This window comes from Stenotrophomonas sp. NA06056 (assembly GCF_013364355.1).
GTDB lineage: Bacteria > Pseudomonadota > Gammaproteobacteria > Xanthomonadales > Xanthomonadaceae > Stenotrophomonas.
The window spans coordinates 1,050,170-1,070,432 of sequence record NZ_CP054931.1 but is presented as its reverse complement, the minus strand read 5'-3'; the positions used below and the strand labels follow the sequence as shown (position 1 = coordinate 1,070,432).

Annotated in this window: 15 protein-coding genes; 6 read left to right on the top strand and 9 right to left on the bottom strand. The window is 66.2% G+C overall.

Annotated elements, in window-relative coordinates; all coding sequences use genetic code 11:
• Window positions 1-82: 82 nt before the first annotated feature.
• Together HUT07_RS04625 and HUT07_RS04620 are read right to left on the bottom strand one after the other, a co-directional pair.
• A complete protein-coding gene (locus tag HUT07_RS04625) occupies window positions 83-1,453 on the bottom strand; it encodes an amino acid permease (protein WP_343203039.1) in 1,371 nt (456 codons plus the stop codon).
• 81 nt (window positions 1,454-1,534) lie between these two features.
• Window positions 1,535-2,257: an AraC family transcriptional regulator gene (locus tag HUT07_RS04620; protein WP_176019947.1), complete on the bottom strand. Its 723-nt coding sequence runs from the start codon at window positions 2,255-2,257 to the stop codon at window positions 1,535-1,537.
• Between the two features lie 117 nt (window positions 2,258-2,374).
• On the opposite strand from HUT07_RS04620, the gene HUT07_RS04615 reads away from it, so the two are divergent.
• Complete coding sequence (locus HUT07_RS04615; RefSeq protein ID WP_176019946.1) at window positions 2,375-4,471, top strand: catalase; 2,097 nt, start codon at window positions 2,375-2,377, stop codon at window positions 4,469-4,471.
• A gap of 46 nt (window positions 4,472-4,517) precedes the next feature.
• On the opposite strand, the gene HUT07_RS04610 is transcribed toward HUT07_RS04615, so the two are convergent.
• On the bottom strand, window positions 4,518-5,264 hold the full coding sequence (locus tag HUT07_RS04610) for an alpha/beta hydrolase (protein ID WP_254898803.1): 747 nt from the start codon (window positions 5,262-5,264) through the stop codon (window positions 4,518-4,520).
• Between the two features lie 299 nt (window positions 5,265-5,563).
• Here HUT07_RS04610 and HUT07_RS04605 point away from each other — a divergent pair, with 299 nt between their 5' ends.
• From HUT07_RS04605 to HUT07_RS04595, 3 genes are all read left to right on the top strand, one after another.
• Complete coding sequence (locus tag HUT07_RS04605) at window positions 5,564-10,552, top strand: autotransporter domain-containing protein (protein WP_176019945.1); 4,989 nt, start codon at window positions 5,564-5,566, stop codon at window positions 10,550-10,552.
• A gap of 99 nt (window positions 10,553-10,651) precedes the next feature.
• The gene (locus HUT07_RS04600; protein ID WP_176019944.1) at window positions 10,652-11,191 is read left to right on the top strand and encodes a hypothetical protein; all 540 of its coding nucleotides are present in this window, start codon (window positions 10,652-10,654) and stop codon (window positions 11,189-11,191) included.
• A gap of 14 nt (window positions 11,192-11,205) precedes the next feature.
• Window positions 11,206-11,496 carry a hypothetical protein gene (locus HUT07_RS04595; RefSeq protein WP_176019943.1) on the top strand — a complete coding sequence of 97 codons (291 nt, stop codon included), beginning with the start codon at window positions 11,206-11,208 and terminating at the stop codon, window positions 11,494-11,496.
• A gap of 77 nt (window positions 11,497-11,573) precedes the next feature.
• Here HUT07_RS04595 and HUT07_RS04590 read toward each other — a convergent pair whose 3' ends face one another.
• Window positions 11,574-13,700, bottom strand: coding sequence for a methyl-accepting chemotaxis protein (locus tag HUT07_RS04590; protein ID WP_176019942.1), 2,127 nt, complete (start codon window positions 13,698-13,700; stop codon window positions 11,574-11,576).
• 231 nt (window positions 13,701-13,931) lie between these two features.
• Between HUT07_RS04590 and HUT07_RS04585 the strand changes: the two genes are divergently transcribed.
• Entirely contained in the window at window positions 13,932-14,897 is a 966-nt protein-coding gene (locus tag HUT07_RS04585) for a L,D-transpeptidase (protein ID WP_176019941.1), read from the top strand.
• 4 nt (window positions 14,898-14,901) lie between these two features.
• Window positions 14,902-15,546, top strand: coding sequence for a peptidoglycan DD-metalloendopeptidase family protein (locus HUT07_RS04580; RefSeq protein WP_176019940.1), 645 nt, complete (start codon window positions 14,902-14,904; stop codon window positions 15,544-15,546).
• Between the two features lie 29 nt (window positions 15,547-15,575).
• On the opposite strand, the gene HUT07_RS04575 is transcribed toward HUT07_RS04580, so the two are convergent.
• The 5 genes from HUT07_RS04575 to hflK all read right to left on the bottom strand — a co-directional run bounded on the left by HUT07_RS04575 (window position 15,576) and on the right by hflK (window position 20,148).
• Window positions 15,576-16,214 carry a hypothetical protein gene (locus HUT07_RS04575; RefSeq protein ID WP_176022469.1) on the bottom strand — a complete coding sequence of 213 codons (639 nt, stop codon included), beginning with the start codon at window positions 16,212-16,214 and terminating at the stop codon, window positions 15,576-15,578.
• Window positions 16,215-16,320: 106 nt separating this feature from the next.
• Window positions 16,321-17,613 carry an adenylosuccinate synthase gene (locus tag HUT07_RS04570; protein WP_176019939.1) on the bottom strand — a complete coding sequence of 431 codons (1,293 nt, stop codon included), beginning with the start codon at window positions 17,611-17,613 and terminating at the stop codon, window positions 16,321-16,323.
• A 285-nt stretch (window positions 17,614-17,898) separates the two neighbouring features.
• A complete protein-coding gene (locus HUT07_RS04565) occupies window positions 17,899-18,084 on the bottom strand; it encodes a DUF2065 family protein (protein WP_176019938.1) in 186 nt (61 codons plus the stop codon).
• Between the two features lie 67 nt (window positions 18,085-18,151).
• On the bottom strand, window positions 18,152-19,015 hold the full coding sequence (locus HUT07_RS04560) for a protease modulator HflC (RefSeq protein WP_089236460.1): 864 nt from the start codon (window positions 19,013-19,015) through the stop codon (window positions 18,152-18,154).
• The gene (hflK, locus tag HUT07_RS04555; protein WP_176019937.1) at window positions 19,012-20,148 is read right to left on the bottom strand and encodes an FtsH protease activity modulator HflK; all 1,137 of its coding nucleotides are present in this window, start codon (window positions 20,146-20,148) and stop codon (window positions 19,012-19,014) included. The genes HUT07_RS04560 and hflK overlap by 4 nt, the downstream gene beginning before the upstream one ends.
• Window positions 20,149-20,263 lie beyond the last annotated feature (115 nt).

The window sequence follows — 20,263 nt, the reverse complement described above, 5'->3', positions numbered from 1 at the left end:
TGTATGCCTTCTGTAGAGCCGAGCCCATGCTCGGCTGACGTCTGCCCGAACGGCAGCCGACCGTAGGGTCGGCTCTACAGAATCACGCCTCGCGCAGGCGCCGGGCGATGGCGCTGCTGGCCGCGATGGTCGCGGTCAGCGCCACCATCGACAGGAACTGCAGGCGCGTATGCGACTCACTCAACAGCAGGCCGAAGATCAGCGCCAGGATCGCCAGCGCACACACGGTCAGCCACGGGAAGCCGGCCATGCGGAACGGCAGGCGGGTGCCCAGGCGGTCGGCGCGGCGGCGCAGCACCAGCTGCGAGACCAGCGACAGCGTCCACACCAGCAGGCAGGTGGAACCGACGATGTTCAGCAGCACCGGCAGCACTTTGTCCGGGAACAGCAGTTCCATGATGGTGGCAGCGAAGCCGAACAGCACACTGGCCAGCACCGCGATCACCGGCACCTGGCGCGGATCGGTCCAGCCCAGCACGGCCGGTGCTTCGCGGCGTTGTGCCAGCGAATACATCATGCGCGAGGCGCCGTAGAGATTGGCATTGAGCGCCGACAGCAGGGCGATCACCGCGATCAGGGTGATCGCAGTGGCTGCCCCCGGAATATTGGCAACATCAAGAACCGCGGCAAACGGCGACTTCAGCGACTCGCTGGTCCACGGCACCACGGCGATGATCACGCTCAGGGAGCCGATGTAGAACACCAGGATGCGCCAGGCCACGGTGCGGATGGCGCGGGCAATGCTGCGCTCGGGGTCTTCGGTTTCCGCTGCCGCGACGGCCACGATCTCGGTGCCGCCGAAGGCGAACACCACCACCAGCAGCGCAGCGCCGATACCGGCCAGACCCTTCGGCGCGAAGCCACCGTGCGCGGTGAAGTTGCTCAGGCCGGGCGAGGCCACCTGCGGCAGCCAGCCCATCAGCAGCGCCACGCCAACGGCGATGAAGGCCAGGATCGCCGCCACCTTGAGGATGGCGAACCAGAATTCGAATTCGCCGAAGTTCTTCACCCCAAGCAGGTTGATCGCGGTGAAGAACAGCATGAAGGCCAATGCCGCCATCGGGACCGGCACCACTGGCCAGACCGTGGCCAGCAACCCGGCCGCGCCCACCGCCTCGGCGGCGATGACGATGACCAGCTGCACCCACCACAGCCAACCCACGGTGGCGCCCGCGGTGGCGCCCATGGCATCGGCCGCATACACCGAGAACGCGCCGCTGGTCGGCTTGGCGGCGGCCATTTCGCCCAGTGCGTTCATCACGATGATCACCAGCGCACCGGCGACCAGATACGACACCAGCACCGCCGGGCCGGCCGCCTGCACGCCTACGCCGGAGCCGAGGAACAGGCCCGCGCCGATGGCGCTGCCCAGCCCCATCATGATCAGCTGGCGTGGCTTGAGCGAATGGCCGAGGCGGGAGGGCGAAGCGGTCTGATCGGGAGTGGCGGGCATCGGCAGGGCTGGCGGCGGCGACAAGGGCGACACCTTACCGTGTCCAGCCGCTGCGGGGATAGGCACAGCGCAGCAGGAAACTCAGGCCGGTAGCGGTTCGCCGACGTTCCCGCCAATACGGGCCCGATAGGCGCGCGGCGAGAAACCGGTTTCAGCCTTGAACTTGCGGGTGAACGCGCTCTGGTCGCTGAAACCGCAGGCCTGGCCGATGCAGGCGATGCTCTCGTTGCCATGCAGCAGGTGCATGGCCATCTGGATCCGCAACCGGGTCAGCACCTGCTGCGGGGTCATCTGGAACACCTTGCGGAAGCTGCGCTCCAGCTTGGACAACGAAAAACCGGTGATGTCCAGCAGCGTCTGCATCCGCACGTTCTCGGCGTAATGCATATTGAGGTGGGCCAGGGCCAGCCGCAGTTGCTCGTACTGGGTGCCCAGGCTGTCCTTCTGGCCGAGGTCGCGGGAGATGCCGATCAGCCCTTCGACCTGCCCATCGACCACCAGTGGGCGCTTGCAGGTCAGGCACCAGCCCGGTTCGCGGTTGGCGAACAGGTGCAGTTCCATCAGGTTCTCGATCACTTCGCCGGACAGCACCCGTGCGTCCTGGTCGACATAGTCCGCACTCAGGCCGGTGGGGTAGATCTCGGCCGCGGTGCGGCCGATCACGTCCTTGCGCGCACGCAGGCCCAGCCGTCGCAGCATGGTCTGGTTGACGTAGGTGTAGCGGCCCTGGCGGTCCTTCATGAAGAACAGCACGTCCGGAATGGCGTCGAACAGGGCTTCGATGTCGGCGGGTTCGACTCGCATGCGGCAAGCATACCCGAGCCGCCGATTTGTCTGCGCGTTCACTCCCGCGGGACCGTGCTTTAACGCCGCCGGCGCCAGTGTCCGGGGTCTGCCCCTACCCGCTCCAGGAGATCCTCCATGGCCGCCAGCAAGCCGACCGGCAAGCGCGCTCCCGCCACTCCCTCCGCCGACCGTGACAGCCGCGGCCAGGGCGATGAACTGCATCAGCTCGCGGGAGGCGACCATCCGGTACTGACCAGCAACCAGGGCATCCCGGTCGCCGACAACCAGAATTCCCTGCGCCAGGGGCCGCGTGGACCCACCCTGCTGGAAGACTTCCTGCTGCGCGAGAAGATCACCCACTTCGACCACGAGCGCATTCCCGAGCGCATCGTGCACGCGCGCGGCTCGGCCGCCCATGGCTTCTTCGAACTGACCCGGTCGCTGGGCAAGGTGACGCGGGCGAAGATCCTCACCGAGGTCGGGGTGAAGACGCCGGTGTTCACCCGTTTCTCCACCGTTGCCGGCGGCGCCGGCTCGGTCGATACTCCGCGCGACGTGCGCGGCTTCGCGGTGAAGTTCTACACCAAGGAAGGCAACTGGGACCTGGTCGGCAACAACATTCCGGTGTTCTTCATCCAGGACGCGATCAAGTTCCCCGACCTGATCCATGCGGTGAAGATGGAACCGGACCGCGCGTTCCCGCAGGCCGCCAGCGCGCACGACACGTTCTGGGATTTCGTCTCGCTGATGCCCGAATCGATGCACATGATCATGTGGGCGATGAGCGACCGCACGATCCCACGCTCGCTGCGCACCATCGAGGGCTTCGGTATCCACAGCTTCCGCCTGCTGGATGAAGACGGGAACTCCACCTTCGTCAAGTTCCACTGGCGCCCGAAGCTCGGCTTGCAGTCCACGGTCTGGGACGAGGCGCTGAAGCTGCAGGCGGCCGACAACGACTTCCACCGTCGCGATCTGTTCGAAGCGATCCAGCACGGCGACTTCCCCGAGTGGGAACTGGCGGTACAGCTGTTCACCGAAGAAGAGGCAGAGGCGTTCCCGTTCGACCATCTGGACCCGACCAAGATCATTCCCGAGTCACTGGTGCCGCTGCAGGTGATTGGACGCATGGTGCTGGACCGCTGGCCGGACAACTTCTTCGCCGAGACCGAGCAGGTGGCGTTCTGCCCGGCCAACGTGCCGCCCGGCATCGACTTCAGCAACGATCCACTGCTGCAGGGGCGTCTGTTTTCCTATCTGGATACCCAGCTGATCCGCCTGGGCGGGCCGAACTTCAACCAGATCCCGATCAACGCACCGAAGTGCCCGTTCGCCAACCACCAGCGCGATGGCCACATGCAGATGCAGGTACCGAAGGGACGCGTCGCCTACGACCCCAGCTCGCTGCAGGGGGACAGTCCGCGCGAAACCGCAGCAGGCTTCCGCAGCCACGCCAGCGCCGATGACGGGCGCAAGGGCCGCACCCGCGCGGAGAGCTTTGCCGACCACTACAGCCAGGCACGGATGTTCTTCCGCAGCCTGGAGAAGCCGGAACAGGCGCACCTGGCCTCGGCGCTGGTGTTCGAGCTGTCGAAGGTGGAAACGGAGAAGGTGCGCGTGCGCACCGTCAGCCATCTGCGCAACATCGACGAAGGACTGGCCAAGCGTGTGAGTGACGGCCTGGGCTTGCGCGCCCTGCCCGACCCGGCACCGACGGCAACACCCGCGCAGGACCTGCCGGCCGCCCCGGAAGTGCGCGTGATCGGCCGCACCACGCCACTGCTGCAGGGGCGTTGCATCGGCATCCTGTTCGACGACGGTTCCGATGCACGGGTGATCGCCAACCTGCGCAAGGCCGCTGAAAAGGCCGGTGCCAGCGTCAAGCTGGTCGCACCGAAAGTCGGTGGCGCCACGCTCAGCGACGGCAAGGTGCAGGCCGCCGATGGACAGCTGGCCGGTACCCCGTCGGTGGTGTTCGACGCAGTGGCAGTGGTACTGAGTGCCGATGCTGGCAAGGCGTTGGCCAAGGAAGCGGCGGCCGTTGGCTTCGTCAGTGATGCATGGGTGCACCTGAAAGCGATCGCCAGTGACGAAGGCGCACAGGCCCTGCTGAAGGCAGCGCGCGTCGGTAATGATGCCGGCAACGTGGACGCTACAGACAGCAAGGCCTTCCTGGCTGCTGCCGCCACTCGCCAATGGGCGCGCGAGCCGAAGCTGCGTCTGCTGGCCTGACCATCCGATGAAGGCATCGCGTACCCACGCTGGCGGATGACTTCGACTACCCCGGCAACGCCTTGATCCAGCGCGCGATCAACGCGGCAGCGGGTTCGGCCCGCGCCTGCAGCAGCAGGTGCGGGCCTTCGATGGCGATGTGCCGTGCGTTGGGCAGCAACGCCTGCAGCTCGCGTACGCTGGGTGGCCACAGCAGTCGATCCTGCAGCGCCTGCACATTCAAGGTGGGCGCCTGGATCCTGGGCAACAGCGCACGCACATCAACGCGCAGGGTGGCCGCTGCGCGCTGGCGCAGCACCGACGACGGCACCTGGGCCAAAGCATCCTGCAGGGCCTGCTGATTGTTGCGGGTACGCCAGCGCCCCAGCAGCAGGCGCGCCATCAGCGGCACCGGCGGCATCGGCCACGCAGGTGCCAGCCCCTTCGCAGCGCTGGCGGGAAACGGCACGGGCCGCCGCGCGAACGTCGTGCACAGCACCAGTCCACGGAGTCCGGGCAGCTGGCCTGCGGCCAGCTCCATCGCTAGCGGGCCGGCGAAGGACTCGGCAAGAAGCACGAACGGCTGCGCAGGCAGCTGCGGCCGTAGCAGCTTCGCCAACGTCGAGTAATCCTGCGCGCCCGTACAGGGCAGCGCCAGCACACGCGTATCCAGCCCATGCGCGCGCAGCTCATCCACAAAGGGCACTGACAACCAACCGGTGCCGTCCAGCCCGGGCAACACAACGACCTGTAGTGGCAACGGATCACTCAACGCAATGCCCTTCGCATGTCCACGGTGGAGGACCTCGAGCATGGCCGAACGGCAGCCGACACGCCATACGCTGAGGTACGCAGACGTGCGCGATGACCCGTTCAGACGCCCCCATTGGCAAGGGCGGAGAAACGGATAGAATCGCCGCCACACGGGTTGCCGACGGTGGCCCAGGGGATTGAGGAAGTACGTGCCACGGCACGGAAATTGCATCACGGCAATGGACTGTCGACCGGCAACCCGGCCGACATCGGGAATCTGAAAAGAAGGAACGGCCCACCGGCAGATGCGCGCAGGCGCGATGCGGTGGCTGACATTCGTGGATGGATCAGGGGGATCGCATGTCCGCACCAAACTTTGTCCGTCCGCTGCTGCGGGCGGCGCTTCTGCTGCTGTGCGCGCTGACAGTCTGGTCCGCGCAGGCCGCGCAGCTCAATTTCAGCTCGGGGACCTGGCCGGACGGCGTTGCCAGGAGTGGCGAGGGTGGCTCGCAGGCTATTGCAGGGTTGACTCTGCAGATTCTCAACACGAACAACGCATCGAGCACCGCAACAGGCGCGATCTCATTCCAGAACGAAGGATTCTTTCAAACACTGGACCCCGCATTCGGAGGGGCGCTGACCGACCACCAGACCGAGCATCTGGCAATGGTGGTCAGATCCTCCAATGGCAGGCCCTTTTCGCTGAAGTCCTTCCTGTACATCAACTGGGGAGAGAACTACGGCACCCAGATCCAGGTTACGGGCTTCCGCTCGGGTTCTGCGGTGAGCGGGGCAAGCCGGACCTTCAACTGGCCCGACTACACGCCGGTTACCGTGTCCCTGCCAGCCGCCTTCGACAACGTCGATGAGGTCCGGATAGAAATGCTCGCCGGCGGTACGGTCAATCCCAATCGATTCTCCTGGCACTCCATCAACAACCTGGTCGTTGAGATTCCCAACAGCCCGCCGTCCGATGTTTCCTTGTCGGGCAACACGGTCCTGCAGAGCAGTTCGGCCAACACCACCGTTGGCACGCTGACCAGCACCGATCCGGATATCGGAAGCACCTTCACCTATTCGCTGGTCGCCGGTGCCGGCAGCACCGACAATGCCAGCTTCACCATCGCCGGCAACACACTGCGGGCCAGCACGCCCTCTGCGCTGGCTGCAGGCAACCGCAGCATACGCATCCGCACGACGGACGAGAACGGCGCCATCTTCGAAAAAGCGCTCACGATTGTCGTCACCGATGACCTCGCCCCGACCGTCAGCAGCACCGCGCCCAGTGGTTCGCCGGCAGCCACCGCCACCAGCGTGAGCTTTGCGGTTACTTTCAGCGAGGCGGTCAGCAATGTTTCCATCGACGACTTCACTCTGGTGGGTACAGGCAACGCCACCGGCAACTTGGCCGCAGTGTCGGGTAGTGGCGCCGTCTACGGCGTGGACGTGACGGGCATTACCGGCAACGGCACCCTCAAGCTCAATGTCAACGGCAGCACCAATATTGTCGACGCGGCCGGCAATGTCGCCACGGCCTACAGCAGCGGCACCACGCACAGCGTCGCCATTCCCACCGCGCCGGGTGCCCCGACCATCGGCACGGCGACCGCTGCCAACTCCCAGGCCACGATCAGCTTCACTGCACCTGCCAATACCGGCGGGTCTGCCATCACCGGCTACACCGTCACTTCCTCGCCGGACAACGTCATTGGTACGGGCTCGGCATCGCCCATCGTCGTCACCGGCCTGACGAACGGCACGGCCTATACCTTCACCGTCACTGCCACCAACGCCATCGGCACCAGCGCGGCGTCCGGCGTATCGAATGCCGTCACACCGAAGTCCCCGCAGACCATCACCTTCACCAATCCGGGTGTGCAGAACTTCGGCACTACGCCAACGCTGTCGGCCACCAGCAGTTCGAGCCTGCCGGTAAGCTTCAGCTCCGCCACGACCGGGGTCTGCACCATCGCGTCTGGTGGTGCCCTGACCTTCGTCTCCGCCGGCAGCTGCACCATCAATGCGGATCAGGCAGGTAATGCCACCTACACGGCCGCAGTGCAGGTGTCGCAGACCTTCACCGTCGCCGCGATCGCACCCGGCGCGCCGACGATCGGCACCGCGACCGCTGGAAACAGCCAGGCATCGGTGACCTTCACTGCGCCGGCCAGCAATGGCGGCAGCAGCATCACCGGGTACACCGTGACCTCCAATCCTGGAGGACTGACCGGCACCGGCAGCAGTTCGCCGATCACCGTTACCGGCCTGACCAACGGCATTGCGTATACCTTCACCGTCACCGCGACCAACAGCGCCGGAACAGGCAGCGCGTCTGCCGCCTCCAATGCCATCACCCCGGCGTCTCCGCAGACGATCACCTTCGCCAACCCGGGCGCGCAGACCTATGGCACCACTCCCACGTTGACGGCAACGTCCACCTCCAGCCTTGCGGTCAGCTTCACCTCGTCGACAACTGCGGTCTGCACCATCACCAGCGGTGGGCAGCTGAGCTTCGTCACCACCGGTACCTGCACGATCAATGCGAACCAGGCCGGAGACAGCACCTACCTGCCGGCATCGCAGGTCAGCCAGTCGTTCACCGTCAATGCGGTGGTACCCGGCGCACCGACCAGCGTGTCCGCCAGCCCGTCGGGCACCGGTCAGGTCAGTGTCACGTTCACCGCTCCGGCCAGTACCGGCGGATCGACGATCAGCGGCTACACGGTCACCGCCTCGCCAGGCGGCGCTACCGGCACGGGTGCAGGTTCTCCCATCACCGTCACCGGTCTGACCGTCGGCCAGTCGTACACGTTCACCGTCACCGCCACCAACAGCGCAGGCACCGGCAGCGCGTCTGCTGCATCCAATGCGGTCACCGCTGCGGATGCGATCGTTGCCAGCCCATCCAGCGCAACGGTGGCCTACGACACCGCAAGCGCTGTGGCACTGACGATCAGCGGCATTCCGACCAGCGTGGTCATCATCGGCAATCCGGCCCATGGCCAGACCGCCGTCAGCGGAACCTCGGTCACCTACACGCCGACAACCGGCTACTACGGCGCGGACAGCTTCAGTTACCAGGCCAGCGACGGCAACACGACCTCGGCCACAGTGACGGTCAGCATCACCGTGTCCCCGCCGACGCTGGTGGCAACGCCCGCCTCGCTGGGCCCGGCAACCGCGGGCACCGCCTACACGCCGACGCTGTCCACCAGTGGTGGCGCGGCGCCGTACAGCTACCAGGTGATCGGAACGCTGCCGCCGGGCCTGTCGCTGAGCCCGGCAGGCGTCTTCAGCGGCGCGCCCACCGCAGCCAACACCTACAGCTTCAGCGTGCGCGTGACCGACAGCAGCACCGGTAGTGGCCCATCCAGCAAGGACACCGCCTACACCCTGGTGGTGAACGCTCCGCAATTGGCGTTTGCACTCTCCAACCTGCCGCAGTCGTCCACGGCCACCGGCTATACGCAGCGCCTGCAGGTCTCCGGTGGTGCCGCGCCGTACAGCTTCGCGGTAAGTGCCGGTGCCCTGCCGACCGGCTTGGCGCTGGCCAGCGATGGCGTGTTCTCCGGCACACCCCAGGGCGCAGGCAACTACGGTTTCACGGTGACAGTTACCGATGCGAACGGCTTCACCGCCAGCCAGGCCTATACCCTGCAGGTGCTTGAAGCGACGCAGCAGATCAGCGCATTCCTGGCCAACCCGACCGCGCCGGTCTACAGCGAGAATGGTCGTTTCAGCGTGTCGGCCAGCGGCGGCGCGTCCGGCAATGCGATCGTGTTCGCCACCACCACCCCGGCGGTGTGCCGCGTGGATGGCGGCAGCGTCACCATGCTCGCGGCCGGCCGCTGCAGCCTGACCGCCAACCAGGCCGGCAATACGCAGTACCTGGCAGCCCCCCAGGCCCTCCTGGAAGTGGACATCGCCGCCGCTGTGCCGGTGCTGCAATGGCCGCAGGAGCTGCACAAGATGTTCGGCGAAGCAGCCTTCGACCTGGTCGATCCGCAGAGCCCCAGCCGCGGCACCTTCAGCTATTCCAGCAGTGATGCGACGGTGGCCAGCGTGCAGGGCCGTACCGTCACTCTGGTTGGCGAAGGCGTAGCGATCCTCACCGTCACCCAGGCAGCCTCAGGCGGCTATGCAGCGGGTACTGCGCAACTGCGCCTGGTGGTCAGCCAGCGCCCCGACCCGACGCGCGATCCGGGCGTTGTGGCCGGTCTGCAGGCGCAGGTCGATGCCAGCGTGCGCTTCGCCAGTGCACAGCAGTCCAATATCCGCGACCGTCTGCGTCAGGTGCGTGGTGGCAGCAACGCGTCCAGCAACCAGCTGTCGCTGAACTACGCTGGCGGCAACGACCTGCCCAACGTCTCGGTGCCCATGTCCAAGCTGGGGGGCGATGCCCTGCCTGCATTGCCTGCCGGTTGGGGCATGTGGGCGTCCGGCACCGCCAGCTACGGTGCCGGGCCGGGCCGCGGCAGCCGCTACGACTTCCGCACCGATGGCCTGACCATTGGCGTAGACCGCGCGTTCGGTACTCGTTTCCTGTTCGGTGTGGCCGGCAGCCTGGGTCGCAACAACAGCGACATGGAAGACACCGACGCACGGGTGAAGTCCGATCAGCGTTCACTGGCAGCCTATGGCCTGTGGCGCGGCGGTGAGCACGTGTTTGTCGACGGCATCGTGGCCACCGGCACACTGGACTTCGACACCCGCCGCTGGAGCGTGGACGCCGATGCGTTCGCACAGGGCAAGCGCGACGGCGACCAGTGGTTCGGTTCGCTGGCCTTCGGCTACGAGCATCGCCATGCCGGCACAACATTGACCGGCTATGGCCGCATCGAGGCCAGCCGCAGTACCCTGGACAGCTACCGCGAAAGCGGCGCTGGCCTGTACGACCTGGTCTATCGCCAGCAGGTGGTGCGCAACAGTGCCATGGCGCTCGGCCTGGAAGGTGCGTACCTGTCAGCCGACCCGGAAGCACGCGTGCGCCCGTTCTGGAGCATCGAATACCGCCAGGCGCTGGATGACAAGGGCGATGCCTACCTGAACTACGCCATCGGACCGCGCGCGCAGGACTACCAGTTGCGCATGCAGAGCTACAACGACCACGCATTGTCGATTGCTGCAGGCATGGACGTGCGCCTGCAGCGTGGCTGGTTCATGTCGCTGCTGCTGGGCCACGAGCAGACCCGCGGCTCGAGTCGTGCCAGCAGCATCGGACTGCGTGTCGGCTATGGGGCCGCGGGCGGTGCTGCCGGAGGCAGCGCTGTCGGCAGCAGTGACGCGACCGGCAAGCCACGCTGCAACCCGCGTCGTTGCCCGCCACAGGCCAGCGCTGCACCGCGCTGAACCGGCCTTGCAACCGACATGCCCCCCGATTTTGGGGGGGGCATGCCGGATCGGCGATACTTGCGCCGCCGCAGGACGCGGCTGACAGGAGAAACGATGATGCGATGGACATCCGCACTGGCCATGATGGCCCTGGTGCTGCCGCTGCCTGCCTTTGCCGATGGCGGTTGGATCAATCACGACGGCAAGGCGGTGCCGCAGACCGATGCCATGAAGTCCAGGGATGGATTTGCGGCATCACTGCTGCTCACCTCCGACGCCGATTGGCGGGCCAAGTGGGAAACCCCAGCGGACACCACGCCGAACTTCACCGAGGCCAGCGACGTGCAGCTGGGTGGAGAGTTGTTCGTGCTGACGTTCCTGTCCAACCCGCAACTGGGCGAGGATGGCGCAGCCAAGGTCCACTGCGACGTGCGCATGCTGCGCCCAGACGGCAGCACCAGCGCGGATGAGCGCGATGTTCCCTGCTTCACCGCCCGCCTGCCGGGTCCACCCACCTTGTTGTACATGACCAACGTGCAGCTGAAATTCGTCGCCGAGCTCGGCGATCCGAAAGGTACCTGGACTGCGCAGGTGGTGGTCAAGGATCTGCTGCGGGGTGTGAGCCTGCCGCTGCAGGCCCGCTTCAAGGTCCGTTGAAAGGAGGTCTGCGGATGAAGATGCGACGATTGTTCAGCTGGACCGGCCTCGCGCTGTGCGTGGTCTACCTGCTGTTTACCGCGTGGCTGGTTCACGGCGCACAGTCGGATGCGGACCCGAAGGGTACCTACATCCTGATGGCGCTGCCCATCACTCTGCAGTCTGCCGCGCTTGATGCCATCGGCGCAGGCGGCCTGCTGTACGGCAAGCCCTGGTCGACCGCGTATGCGGTTCTGGTGCCACCAACACTACTGTTCCTGTACGCGGCCGGTTGGTTGATCGAACGCTCTGCACGCGGGCGCTAGCTGTTCCCACCCGTTGCGTACATCGACGCCCTGCATGCGGGCCATCGCATGCAGGACGTCATCCAACCAGAGATCGCTTACGCCGCGCGCGCAGACACGGCAGGCTTGCGCACACCCTGCTCCAGCTGGAACACCGACACCGACGTGGTCAGTGCATGCGCCTGCTCTTCCAGCGCGCGGCTGGCAGCGGTGGCTTCTTCCACCAGAGCCGCGTTCTGCTGGGTCACCTGGTCCATCTGCACCACCACCTGGTTGACCTGCTCGATGCCGGCCGCCTGCTCCTTGCTGGCGGCGGCGATATCGCTCATCAGCAGGGTCGTGCGCGAACTGGCCTGCGCCACGCGCGCAATGGCGGCTTCCGACTGCACCGTCACCGCCAGGCCACTCTGCACCTTGGCGGCCGCGTCTTCGATCAGTTCCTTGATCTCCTTGGCGGCCACACCGGCACGCTGGGCCAGCGTACGCACTTCGCTGGCGACCACGGCAAAGCCGCGTCCCTGTTCGCCGGCACGCGCCGCTTCCACCGCGGCATTCAACGCCAGGATGTTCGTCTGGAAGGCAATGCCATCGATCACCGTGGAGATTTCCGAGATGCGCGCGGATGACTGGTCGATCTCGCCCATCACCGTGGCCATCTGCGCCATGGCCTGCTCGGTCTCGCGCACGGCAACACCGGCCGCGTGCGCTTCGCTGTCGGCCTGGCGGGCCAGCTCGGCGTTCTGGCGCACGGTCGAGGTCAGTTCTTCCATCGAGGCGGCAGCCTCTTCCAGGTTCGCCGCCTGCTGTTCGGTACGGCGCGACAGGTCGTTGTTGCCGGCCGCCAGTTCCTGCGCCGCGTTGTTGATGCTGTCGGCGGCCACCTGGATGCCACGCACGATACCGGTCAGCTGCGTGGTGGTGGTGTTGGCATCATCACGCATGCGTGCGAACACGCCCTCGTACTCACCGTCCATGCGTGCGGTGAGGTTGCCATGCGAGATGGCGCGCAGCACATCGGAAACATCGGCGATGCTGGCCTGCGAGCTGGCCATCATGCCGTTGAGGTGGTTCACCATCGCCTGGAACTGGTACTGGAATGCCGCAGCGTCGCCACGCATGCTGAAATCGCCGGCGCGTGCGGCACGGGCCAGTTCATCGATCTGCGCGTTGATCGCCATCAGGCTCTGCTTGACCGCCGCCAGGGTGCGGGTCAGCGTGCCCTTCTCGCCCGGGTACTCGGGCAGGTCACGGCTGAGATCGCCGATGGCATAGCGCTGCATCACCTCGGCCATCAGCAGCTGCACCTGCACGTGCGATTCGACCAGGTGGTTGGTGGCCTGCACCATGCGTCCGAAGTCGCCAGGGAACGCAGTGGCGTCCATCCGGTAACGGATCGCACCGGCTTCGTGTTGTTCGGCCATCTGCAGCTGCGCGCCGATCGCAGCCTGCACACTCTGGCGCACACTGGCCATAGCCTCGCCGAGCTGGGTCAGCTCGTCGCGACCGCCAAGGCGGAATTCCTGGTCGAGTTCGCCCTTGGACAGGCGCTCGGCCAGTTGCACCGCACGCGCCAGCGGGCCGGTCATGCTGCGTCCGATCAACACCGATGCGGCGATGCCGACCAGCAGGGCCACGCCGCCCAGCACCAGCAACTGCAGCAGGCTGCGCTCGCCCAGGCGGATGGCCTCGGCAGCCGCCTCGCGGCTTTCCTTTTCCTCATAGGCCACGCCATCGGCGAGGGCCTTGTTCCAGCCATTGGCCGCTTCCTGCACCGGGCCCAGGGTCAACGCCACGGCACCGGGGAAATCGCCCTGCTCCATCAGTTCGCTGGTCTGCTTGTTGAGCGGACGGGCGAGTGCGCGCTTGGCCGCGATGGTCTCGCCGATCACCTTGCCCTCGGCATCGCCGGGCAGGGCCTGGTAGGCGGTCCAACTGGCCTCGTAGCGCTTGACCAGATCGGCGATGCGCTGCTCGTCGCTGGCGCGGTCTTCGCCCTGGCGGATCAACATCTCGCGGCGCACGACCATCATCTGGTTGTTGGCATCGAGCATCTCCGACAGCAGCCGTACCTTGGCGACGCCAACCTCGACCACCTGCTCCATCGCACGCTTCTGCACGGTGGTGGCGGTAGCACCGGTGGCCACCACGGCGGCAACCAGCAGCAGCAACAGGCCAAAGCCAAGCCCAAGACGCCAGGCAACCCTGACGTTCCTCAAGTAGTTCATGGGGTGAATCCAAAACGGGGGGATGCGCCCATATCGGCCTACCGGCCGGGAATCTTGATCGCTCCACGCTCGCCTGCGTCGGAAGCCGTTCACCTTGGTGAGGCCTTGTCTCCCGCTTCTGCTGCGGGCCTTCTGCCTGGCGGCGCGCCCCACTGCTCATGCCGGCATCAGTTCCCTTTCACGGCGGCTGCGCAGCGTTTGCAGGCAGGGTGGAGGCGTTATCCGCTGGAGATGCCCATGCCCGTATGCCGCCCCGCCCTGCTCGCCCTGTCACTGCTGATTCCGCCCGCCTTCGCGCAGGCCCCGCCACCGGCAGGCCTGCCCGCACCGATTGCCGAAAAAGCCGGTCCTGACACCGCGGCGCGCTCGCCCCTGCATGCACAGGTGCTGCTGGACCGTGCCAGCTTCTCTCCGGGCGAGATCGATGGCGAGGTGGGCAGCAACCAGCGGCGTGCGGTGTCCGGCTTCCAGGCCGCCCACGGTCTGACGGTCAGCGGGGAACTGGACGACGCCACCTGGAAGGCCCTGCAGGCCGATACGGTCGCTCCTTTGGCGAGCTACACGCTTACCGCCGAAGACGTAGCCGGCCCCTTTGTCGCCATCCCCAAGAAGCCGGCCGAACAGGCCAAACTGAAATCCCTGGGCTTCAGCAGCGTCGAAGAATCGCTGGGCGAACGTTTCCATGCCTCGCCCGATCTGCTGAAGGCACTCAACCCCGGCGTGGATCTGAGCAAGGCCGGCAGCCGCATCCAGGTACCCAACCTTGCGCCGGCCGCATTGCCCAAGGCCGTCAAGCTGGTGGTCGACAAATCCGATTCCACCCTGCAACTGCTGGATGCGCAGGGCAAAGTGATCGCGCAGGTGCCGGTGTCGTCGGGCAGCGAACACGACCCGCTGCCGATCGGTGAATGGAAGATCCTCGGTGTGTACCCGGACCCGCCATTCCACTACAACCCGAAATTGTTCTGGGACGCGAAGAAGGGGGATCGCAAAGCCACGATTCCGCCCGGCCCGAACAACCCGGTTGGCCGGGTCTGGATCGACCTGTCCAAGCCGCATTATGGCCTGCACGGTACGCCGGTCCCCGGCCACGTCGGCAAGACCGAGTCGCACGGCTGCGTGCGCATGACCAACTGGGATGCGCTGCGCGTGGCCGCGGCGGTTGATACGTCGGTGGTCGTGGTGATGCAGGAGTAAGCCGATGCGACTTGCGCAACTGATCGTGCTGGGACTGGTGATGGGCGTGACCGCCGGATGGTGGCTGCAGCGCGATGGCGAGCCGTCCGATGGCACGACTGCCCACCCTCCCGCAGTGGTTGCGGCGGACCACGCACCTGCCCTGTCCGCGGAGCAGGCAGCGACGACAATCGCTGAGCCCGACCCAGCCGCAGCGAGCGGCACACCCTCCGGCCTGCTGCTGCCGGTACAGGGCATTGCGCCGTCACAGCTGCAGGACACCTTCACCGACGCACGCAGCGAAGGCCGTGTGCATGACGCTATCGACATCATGGCCGCTGCCGGCACGCCGGTGCTGGCCGTGGCCGATGGCCATGTCGAGAAACTGTTCGACAGCAAACGCGGTGGCCTGACGATCTACCAGTTCGAACCCAGCGGCCGCTGGTGCTACTACTACGCACACCTGCAGCGCTACGCCGACGGCCTGGCCGAGAAGCAGGCCATCAAGCGCGGCGATGTGATCGGCTACGTCGGCAGCACCGGCAACGCCAACCCCGAAGCCCCGCACCTGCATTTCGAAGTGCACGTGCTGGGGCCTGAAAAACAGTGGTGGAAGGGCGAGTCAATCAATCCCTATCCGCTGCTGAAAAAAGGGGACGGAGGGGATTAAGTCGCAATCCGCACGGCTTGTTCGGGCGCCTAAGCAGCACGTGGACGTTGCCTTCGCAGCGCGAGGGTGAAGATTGCCAATGCGACACCTGGAACCAGCAGCAACAGCGCCGCCAGTTTCCAGAAGAAGAACGGCCACAACCAGATGTAGTCCAGGTCGGTCAGCTTCAGAAGATCCATCGGCGGCTGCACCTCGATCGTTGCCTGCCTGCCGACCAGCGCTGGCTCCACTTCCAGCACGGTCACCCGCAGCCAGGAGCGGCCACGGGGCAAGGCGTCACCGCGGCCATAGCCGAAGTACGCGGCGGTGAAACCTGCCGTTTCAACGGTTTCCACCCTGCGCACGACATCCGCCGCAGGCGGGCCTGATCGCACGCTCGCACGGAAATCCGCGTGCTCGTTTGGGGTTTCGACGCGCATCAGCACGTCAGGATCGAGGGCCGGGTCGGCAGCGTTGGCCGGATAGCGCAGCCGCAACCGCAGGCGATCGTCAATGAAGCGGTAGACCGTGATTTCCGCGCTCGCACCGGGGCTCAGCATCAGCGGCAGGGTCTGCGTGCGTGATGCCAGGTGGTTGGCCACGGCGCCCACCGCCAGCACCACGCAGGCGGCGGACCACAGGCCCCAGAACACCCACAGGGTGATCCGCAGCAGCCTCGCCCCTTTCACGCTGACATCGCCGGTCATCGGTCCGCTTCCCTGCTGGCACTGCGTACACACTAACGAAAAAGCCCCGCTTTCGCGGGGCTTTTCCTTCACGTCAGCGTGTGACCACTCAGGCGAACGGATCCTGCAGGACCATGGTGTGGTCGCGGTCCGGGCCGGTGGACACGATGCTGATCGGGCAACCGGCCAGCTCTTCCAGCGAACGCAGGTAGGCGCGTGCGGCCGGCGGCAGGTCGTCCCAGTTGGTGATGCCGTGGGTGTTCTCGGTCCAGCCCGGGAACTCCAGGTACACCGGGGTGCAGTCTTCCCAGCCCTGCGCGTCCAGCGGCGCGTACTCGGTGCGCTTGCCGTTGTATTCGTAGGCGATGCAGACCTTCAGCTTTTCCATGCCGTCCAGCACGTCCAGCTTGGTGATGCACAGGCCGCTGATGCCGTTGATGGCCACGGCACGCTTCAGCGCGACGATGTCCATCCAGCCGCAGCGACGCGGACGGCCGGTCGAAGCGCCGTACTCGGCGCCGCGGTCGCGGATGCCCTGGCCGATTTCATCGTCCAGTTCGGTCGGGAACGGGCCGCCGCCAACGCGGGTCGCGTAGGCCTTGGCAATGCCCAGCACGTAGTCGATCGCATCGGCGCCGACGCCGGCACCGGCCAGCGCACCACCCACGGTGGTGTTGGAGCTGGTGACGTACGGGTAGGTACCGTGGTCGATGTCCAGCAGCGCGCCCTGCGCACCTTCGAACAGCACGCGCTTACCCTGCTTGCGCAGGTCATGCAGGATGCCGGCAACGTCCGACTTCATCGGCTGCACGTACTCGCCGAAGGCCAGCGCTTCGTCGAAGGTCTTCTGGAAGTCGACCGCATCGGTGTTCAGGTACTTGGTCAGCACGAAGTTGTGGTAATCCAGCGCGGTGCGCAGCAGTTCTTCAAGCTGCTTCGGGTAATGCAGGTCGGCGATGCGGATGCCGCGACGCGCCACCTTGTCTTCGTAGGCCGGGCCGATGCCACGACCGGTGGTGCCGATCGCCTTGCCGCCGGCAGCGCGCTCGCGTGCCTGGTCCAGGGCGATGTGGTACGGCATGATCAGCGGCGCGGCCGGGGAGATCTTCAGGCGCGAACGCACTTCCACGCCGGAGGCTTCCAGCTCGGCGATTTCCTTCTGCAGCGCAGCCGGCGAGATCACTACGCCGTTGCCGATCAGGCACAGCGCATCGTCACGCAGGATGCCCGACGGGATCAGGTGCAGGACGGTCTTCTTGCCGTTGATGACCAGGGTGTGGCCGGCATTGTGGCCGCCCTGGAAGCGCACGACGGCGCCGATTTCCTCAGTGAGCAGATCGACGATCTTGCCCTTGCCTTCATCGCCCCACTGGGCACCAAGCACTACGACAGACTGACCCATGACGGGTTCCTCTATTTGTTGCGGCCATCGGGGCCGCGGACGGGTAAACCGCAGCAGGGCTGGCCAGCGCTTGGGTGGCGGCTCCAAACGGGGAGCGGCCGGCAATGGAAGGCCCAGACACGGAAAAAGCCGAACGGGGAGGCCCGTCCGGCTTTTGTGCATTATCCGGGTTTCGGGGGTCGGGTGCCACCTTTCCGACGGACGGCTTCACCGGCCGGTCAGGCCGGTAGTGCCGGCCGCTGGCCGGCAGCCCCGGGTTGCCGGCCAGCGGCCGGCACTACCCTCTCAGTGGCGCACCCACCACAGCAGGCTCAACCCGGCCAGCAGGACCAGGCCGCCGAAGCTGCGCAGGGCCGGGCTGGGCAGTTCCAGCAGGCGTTCGGCCATGCGCTTCCAGGCCAGGGGGGCCGCGAACAGCAACAGGCCTTCCAGCACCGCGACCAGACAGACGGCGGCGAACAGATCTTTCATGGGGGAACTCCGGAAAAGCACGGGGCCCGGCGTATGGCCGGGCCCCGTGAGGTACTGCCGTGCGGTCTCAGCGATCGTTCTTGAGGTACTGCAGGAACGGATCGTTCTTGTCCAGCACGATTACGCCGTTGCCGTCGGTCATCGAGCCGCGATAGGCCTCGAGGCTGCGGTAGAACGCGTAGAACGACGGGTCAGCCGAACCGGCCTTGCCGTAGATGCGTGCGGCCTCGGCATCGCCTTCACCACGCAGGCGCTGGGCATCGCGTTCGGCTTCTGCGATCAGCACGGTGCTGTCACGGTCGGCCTGGGCGCGGATGGTCAGCGACTGCTCCTCGCCTTCGGCGCGCAGCTTGGCGGCTTCCTGCTTGCGCTGGGCGCGCATGCGCTCATACACGTCATTGATCACCTGGCTGTCAGTCGGCAGGTCCACCTGCTTGATGCGCAGGTCGATCATCTGCATGCCCAGGCCGGCAACGGCTTCGTTGATCCCCTTCAGCTGCTCGGCGATCAGCTCGCTGCGGTCGCCGGAAACCAGCTGCTGCAGGGTGCGCGAGTTGATCTGGTTGCGCAGCGAGTCGGTGATGATCGGTGCCAGACGGGCGTTGGCGATGCGCGGATCGCCGCCGGTGGCACGGAAGTAGTCACCCACGTTGGAGATGTAACCGATGGCGAAGAAGTCGACGCTGACGTCCTTCTGCTCGGCGGTGAAGTAGCGTGCCGGCGCGGTGTCCAGCACCTGGAAGCGGCGGTCGAACACCCGCACCGTTTCCACCACCGGCAGCTTGAAGTGCAGGCCCGGCTTGATGTCCGAACGCACCACCTTGCCCAGGTTCAGGACCATGGCGGTCTGGTCCTCGCGGACCACGTACACCGAGCCCAGCAGGCCCAGCAGCACCGCTACGACAACGGCGATCCACATTGAATTTCTCATCGGCTGCCCTCCTCACGGCCGCTCGAACGCCCGGTCGGGCGGCCCACCGGCCGGCCCGGATCCCGGGAAGCTTCCACTGCCGTGGTACCCGGCAGCGACGGCATCACCACCTCCGGGTTCGTCACCCCCGGCGGAGCCGAGGTCGTGGCACGGGTATCGCCGGTCATCGGCACGTAGATCAGCTGACGGCCATCGCCACCAATGACCTTGCGGTTCTCGCTCAGGACCTGCTGCACCGTTTCCAGCCACAGGCGCTTGCGGGTGACTTCCGGTGCATCCTTGTACTGGGCCTGCAGCAGGCTGAAGCGCTGACCATCACCTTCGGCCTTGGACACCACCGCCTGCTTGTAGCCTTCGGCGGTGGTACGGGCACGCGACGCCTGGCCACGCGCTTCAGGCACGACCTTGGCCGCATAGGCCTGGGCTTCGTTGATCAGGCGTTCCTTGACCTGCTGGGCACCGTTGACCTCGTCGAAGGCCGGCTTGACCTCCTCCGGCGGACGGGCGTCCTGCAGGGTCAGGCCGGTCACGGTCAGGCCGGTCTTGAACGCCTTCAGCAGCGCCTGCAGGCGCTCCTCGGCGGCCACGGCCAGCGGGCCACGGTTGTTCAGCACGGCATTGAGGTCGGCACGGCCGACTTCCTCACGCACCGCGCTCTGCGCCGACTGTTCCAGCACCTGGTTGGCATCGACGGTGCCGAACAGATACTGCTGCGGGTCATCGATGCGGTACTGCACGTTCAACGAGACGTTGACGATGTTCTCGTCGCGGGTCAGCACCGGCACCTGGATCGAGAAGGTCTTGATCTCGGTCGCGTTGACCTTGGTGACCGATTCGATCGGCCAGGGCAACTTGAAGTTCGGGCCTGGGGTCAGGATGCGCGAGAACTGGCCGAAGCGCAGCACCACGCCACGCTGCTGTTCGCCGATCAGCTGGAAGCTGGAGAACAACACCAGCAGTACCACTGCTGCTGCCACCCAACGCAGGATGCCGCCGTCGAACAGGTCCTTCAGCGGTCCGGGCAATCCGCCCCAGCCGCCACCATTGCCACCGCCGCGCGACCCGAACGGCCCGCGTCGATTGTCCTCGGGGCCTTGTCCGCCCTTGTTGCCGCCGGGTGTATTCCAGGCCATGCACGCTCCATCAAGATGTGGGCTGCGACGCGGGCCCTTCCCGCAACGCCAGCCATGAACCATTACCGATCATACAAGATGGGGCTGACCGGCAGGATTGAAAGGGTCCGGAACG

Excerpts from the sequence above, each read along its gene's own strand:
- HUT07_RS04625 (WP_343203039.1), bottom strand. The coding sequence starts at position 1,453 with ATGCCCGCCACTCCCGATCAGACCGCTTCGCCCTCCCGCCTCGGCCAT.
- HUT07_RS04620 (WP_176019947.1), bottom strand. The coding sequence starts at position 2,257 with ATGCGAGTCGAACCCGCCGACATCGAAGCCCTGTTCGACGCCATTCCG.
- HUT07_RS04615 (WP_176019946.1), top strand. The coding sequence starts at position 2,375 with ATGGCCGCCAGCAAGCCGACCGGCAAGCGCGCTCCCGCCACTCCCTCC.
- HUT07_RS04610 (WP_254898803.1), bottom strand. The coding sequence starts at position 5,264 with ATGCTCGAGGTCCTCCACCGTGGACATGCGAAGGGCATTGCGTTGAGT.
- HUT07_RS04605 (WP_176019945.1), top strand. The coding sequence starts at position 5,564 with ATGTCCGCACCAAACTTTGTCCGTCCGCTGCTGCGGGCGGCGCTTCTG.
- HUT07_RS04600 (WP_176019944.1), top strand. The coding sequence starts at position 10,652 with ATGCGATGGACATCCGCACTGGCCATGATGGCCCTGGTGCTGCCGCTG.
- HUT07_RS04595 (WP_176019943.1), top strand. The coding sequence starts at position 11,206 with ATGAAGATGCGACGATTGTTCAGCTGGACCGGCCTCGCGCTGTGCGTG.
- HUT07_RS04590 (WP_176019942.1), bottom strand. The coding sequence starts at position 13,700 with ATGAACTACTTGAGGAACGTCAGGGTTGCCTGGCGTCTTGGGCTTGGC.
- HUT07_RS04585 (WP_176019941.1), top strand. The coding sequence starts at position 13,932 with ATGCCCATGCCCGTATGCCGCCCCGCCCTGCTCGCCCTGTCACTGCTG.
- HUT07_RS04580 (WP_176019940.1), top strand. The coding sequence starts at position 14,902 with ATGCGACTTGCGCAACTGATCGTGCTGGGACTGGTGATGGGCGTGACC.
- HUT07_RS04570 (WP_176019939.1), bottom strand. The coding sequence starts at position 17,613 with ATGGGTCAGTCTGTCGTAGTGCTTGGTGCCCAGTGGGGCGATGAAGGC.
- HUT07_RS04565 (WP_176019938.1), bottom strand. The coding sequence starts at position 18,084 with ATGAAAGATCTGTTCGCCGCCGTCTGTCTGGTCGCGGTGCTGGAAGGC.
- HUT07_RS04560 (WP_089236460.1), bottom strand. The coding sequence starts at position 19,015 with ATGAGAAATTCAATGTGGATCGCCGTTGTCGTAGCGGTGCTGCTGGGC.
- hflK (WP_176019937.1), bottom strand. The coding sequence starts at position 20,148 with ATGGCCTGGAATACACCCGGCGGCAACAAGGGCGGACAAGGCCCCGAG.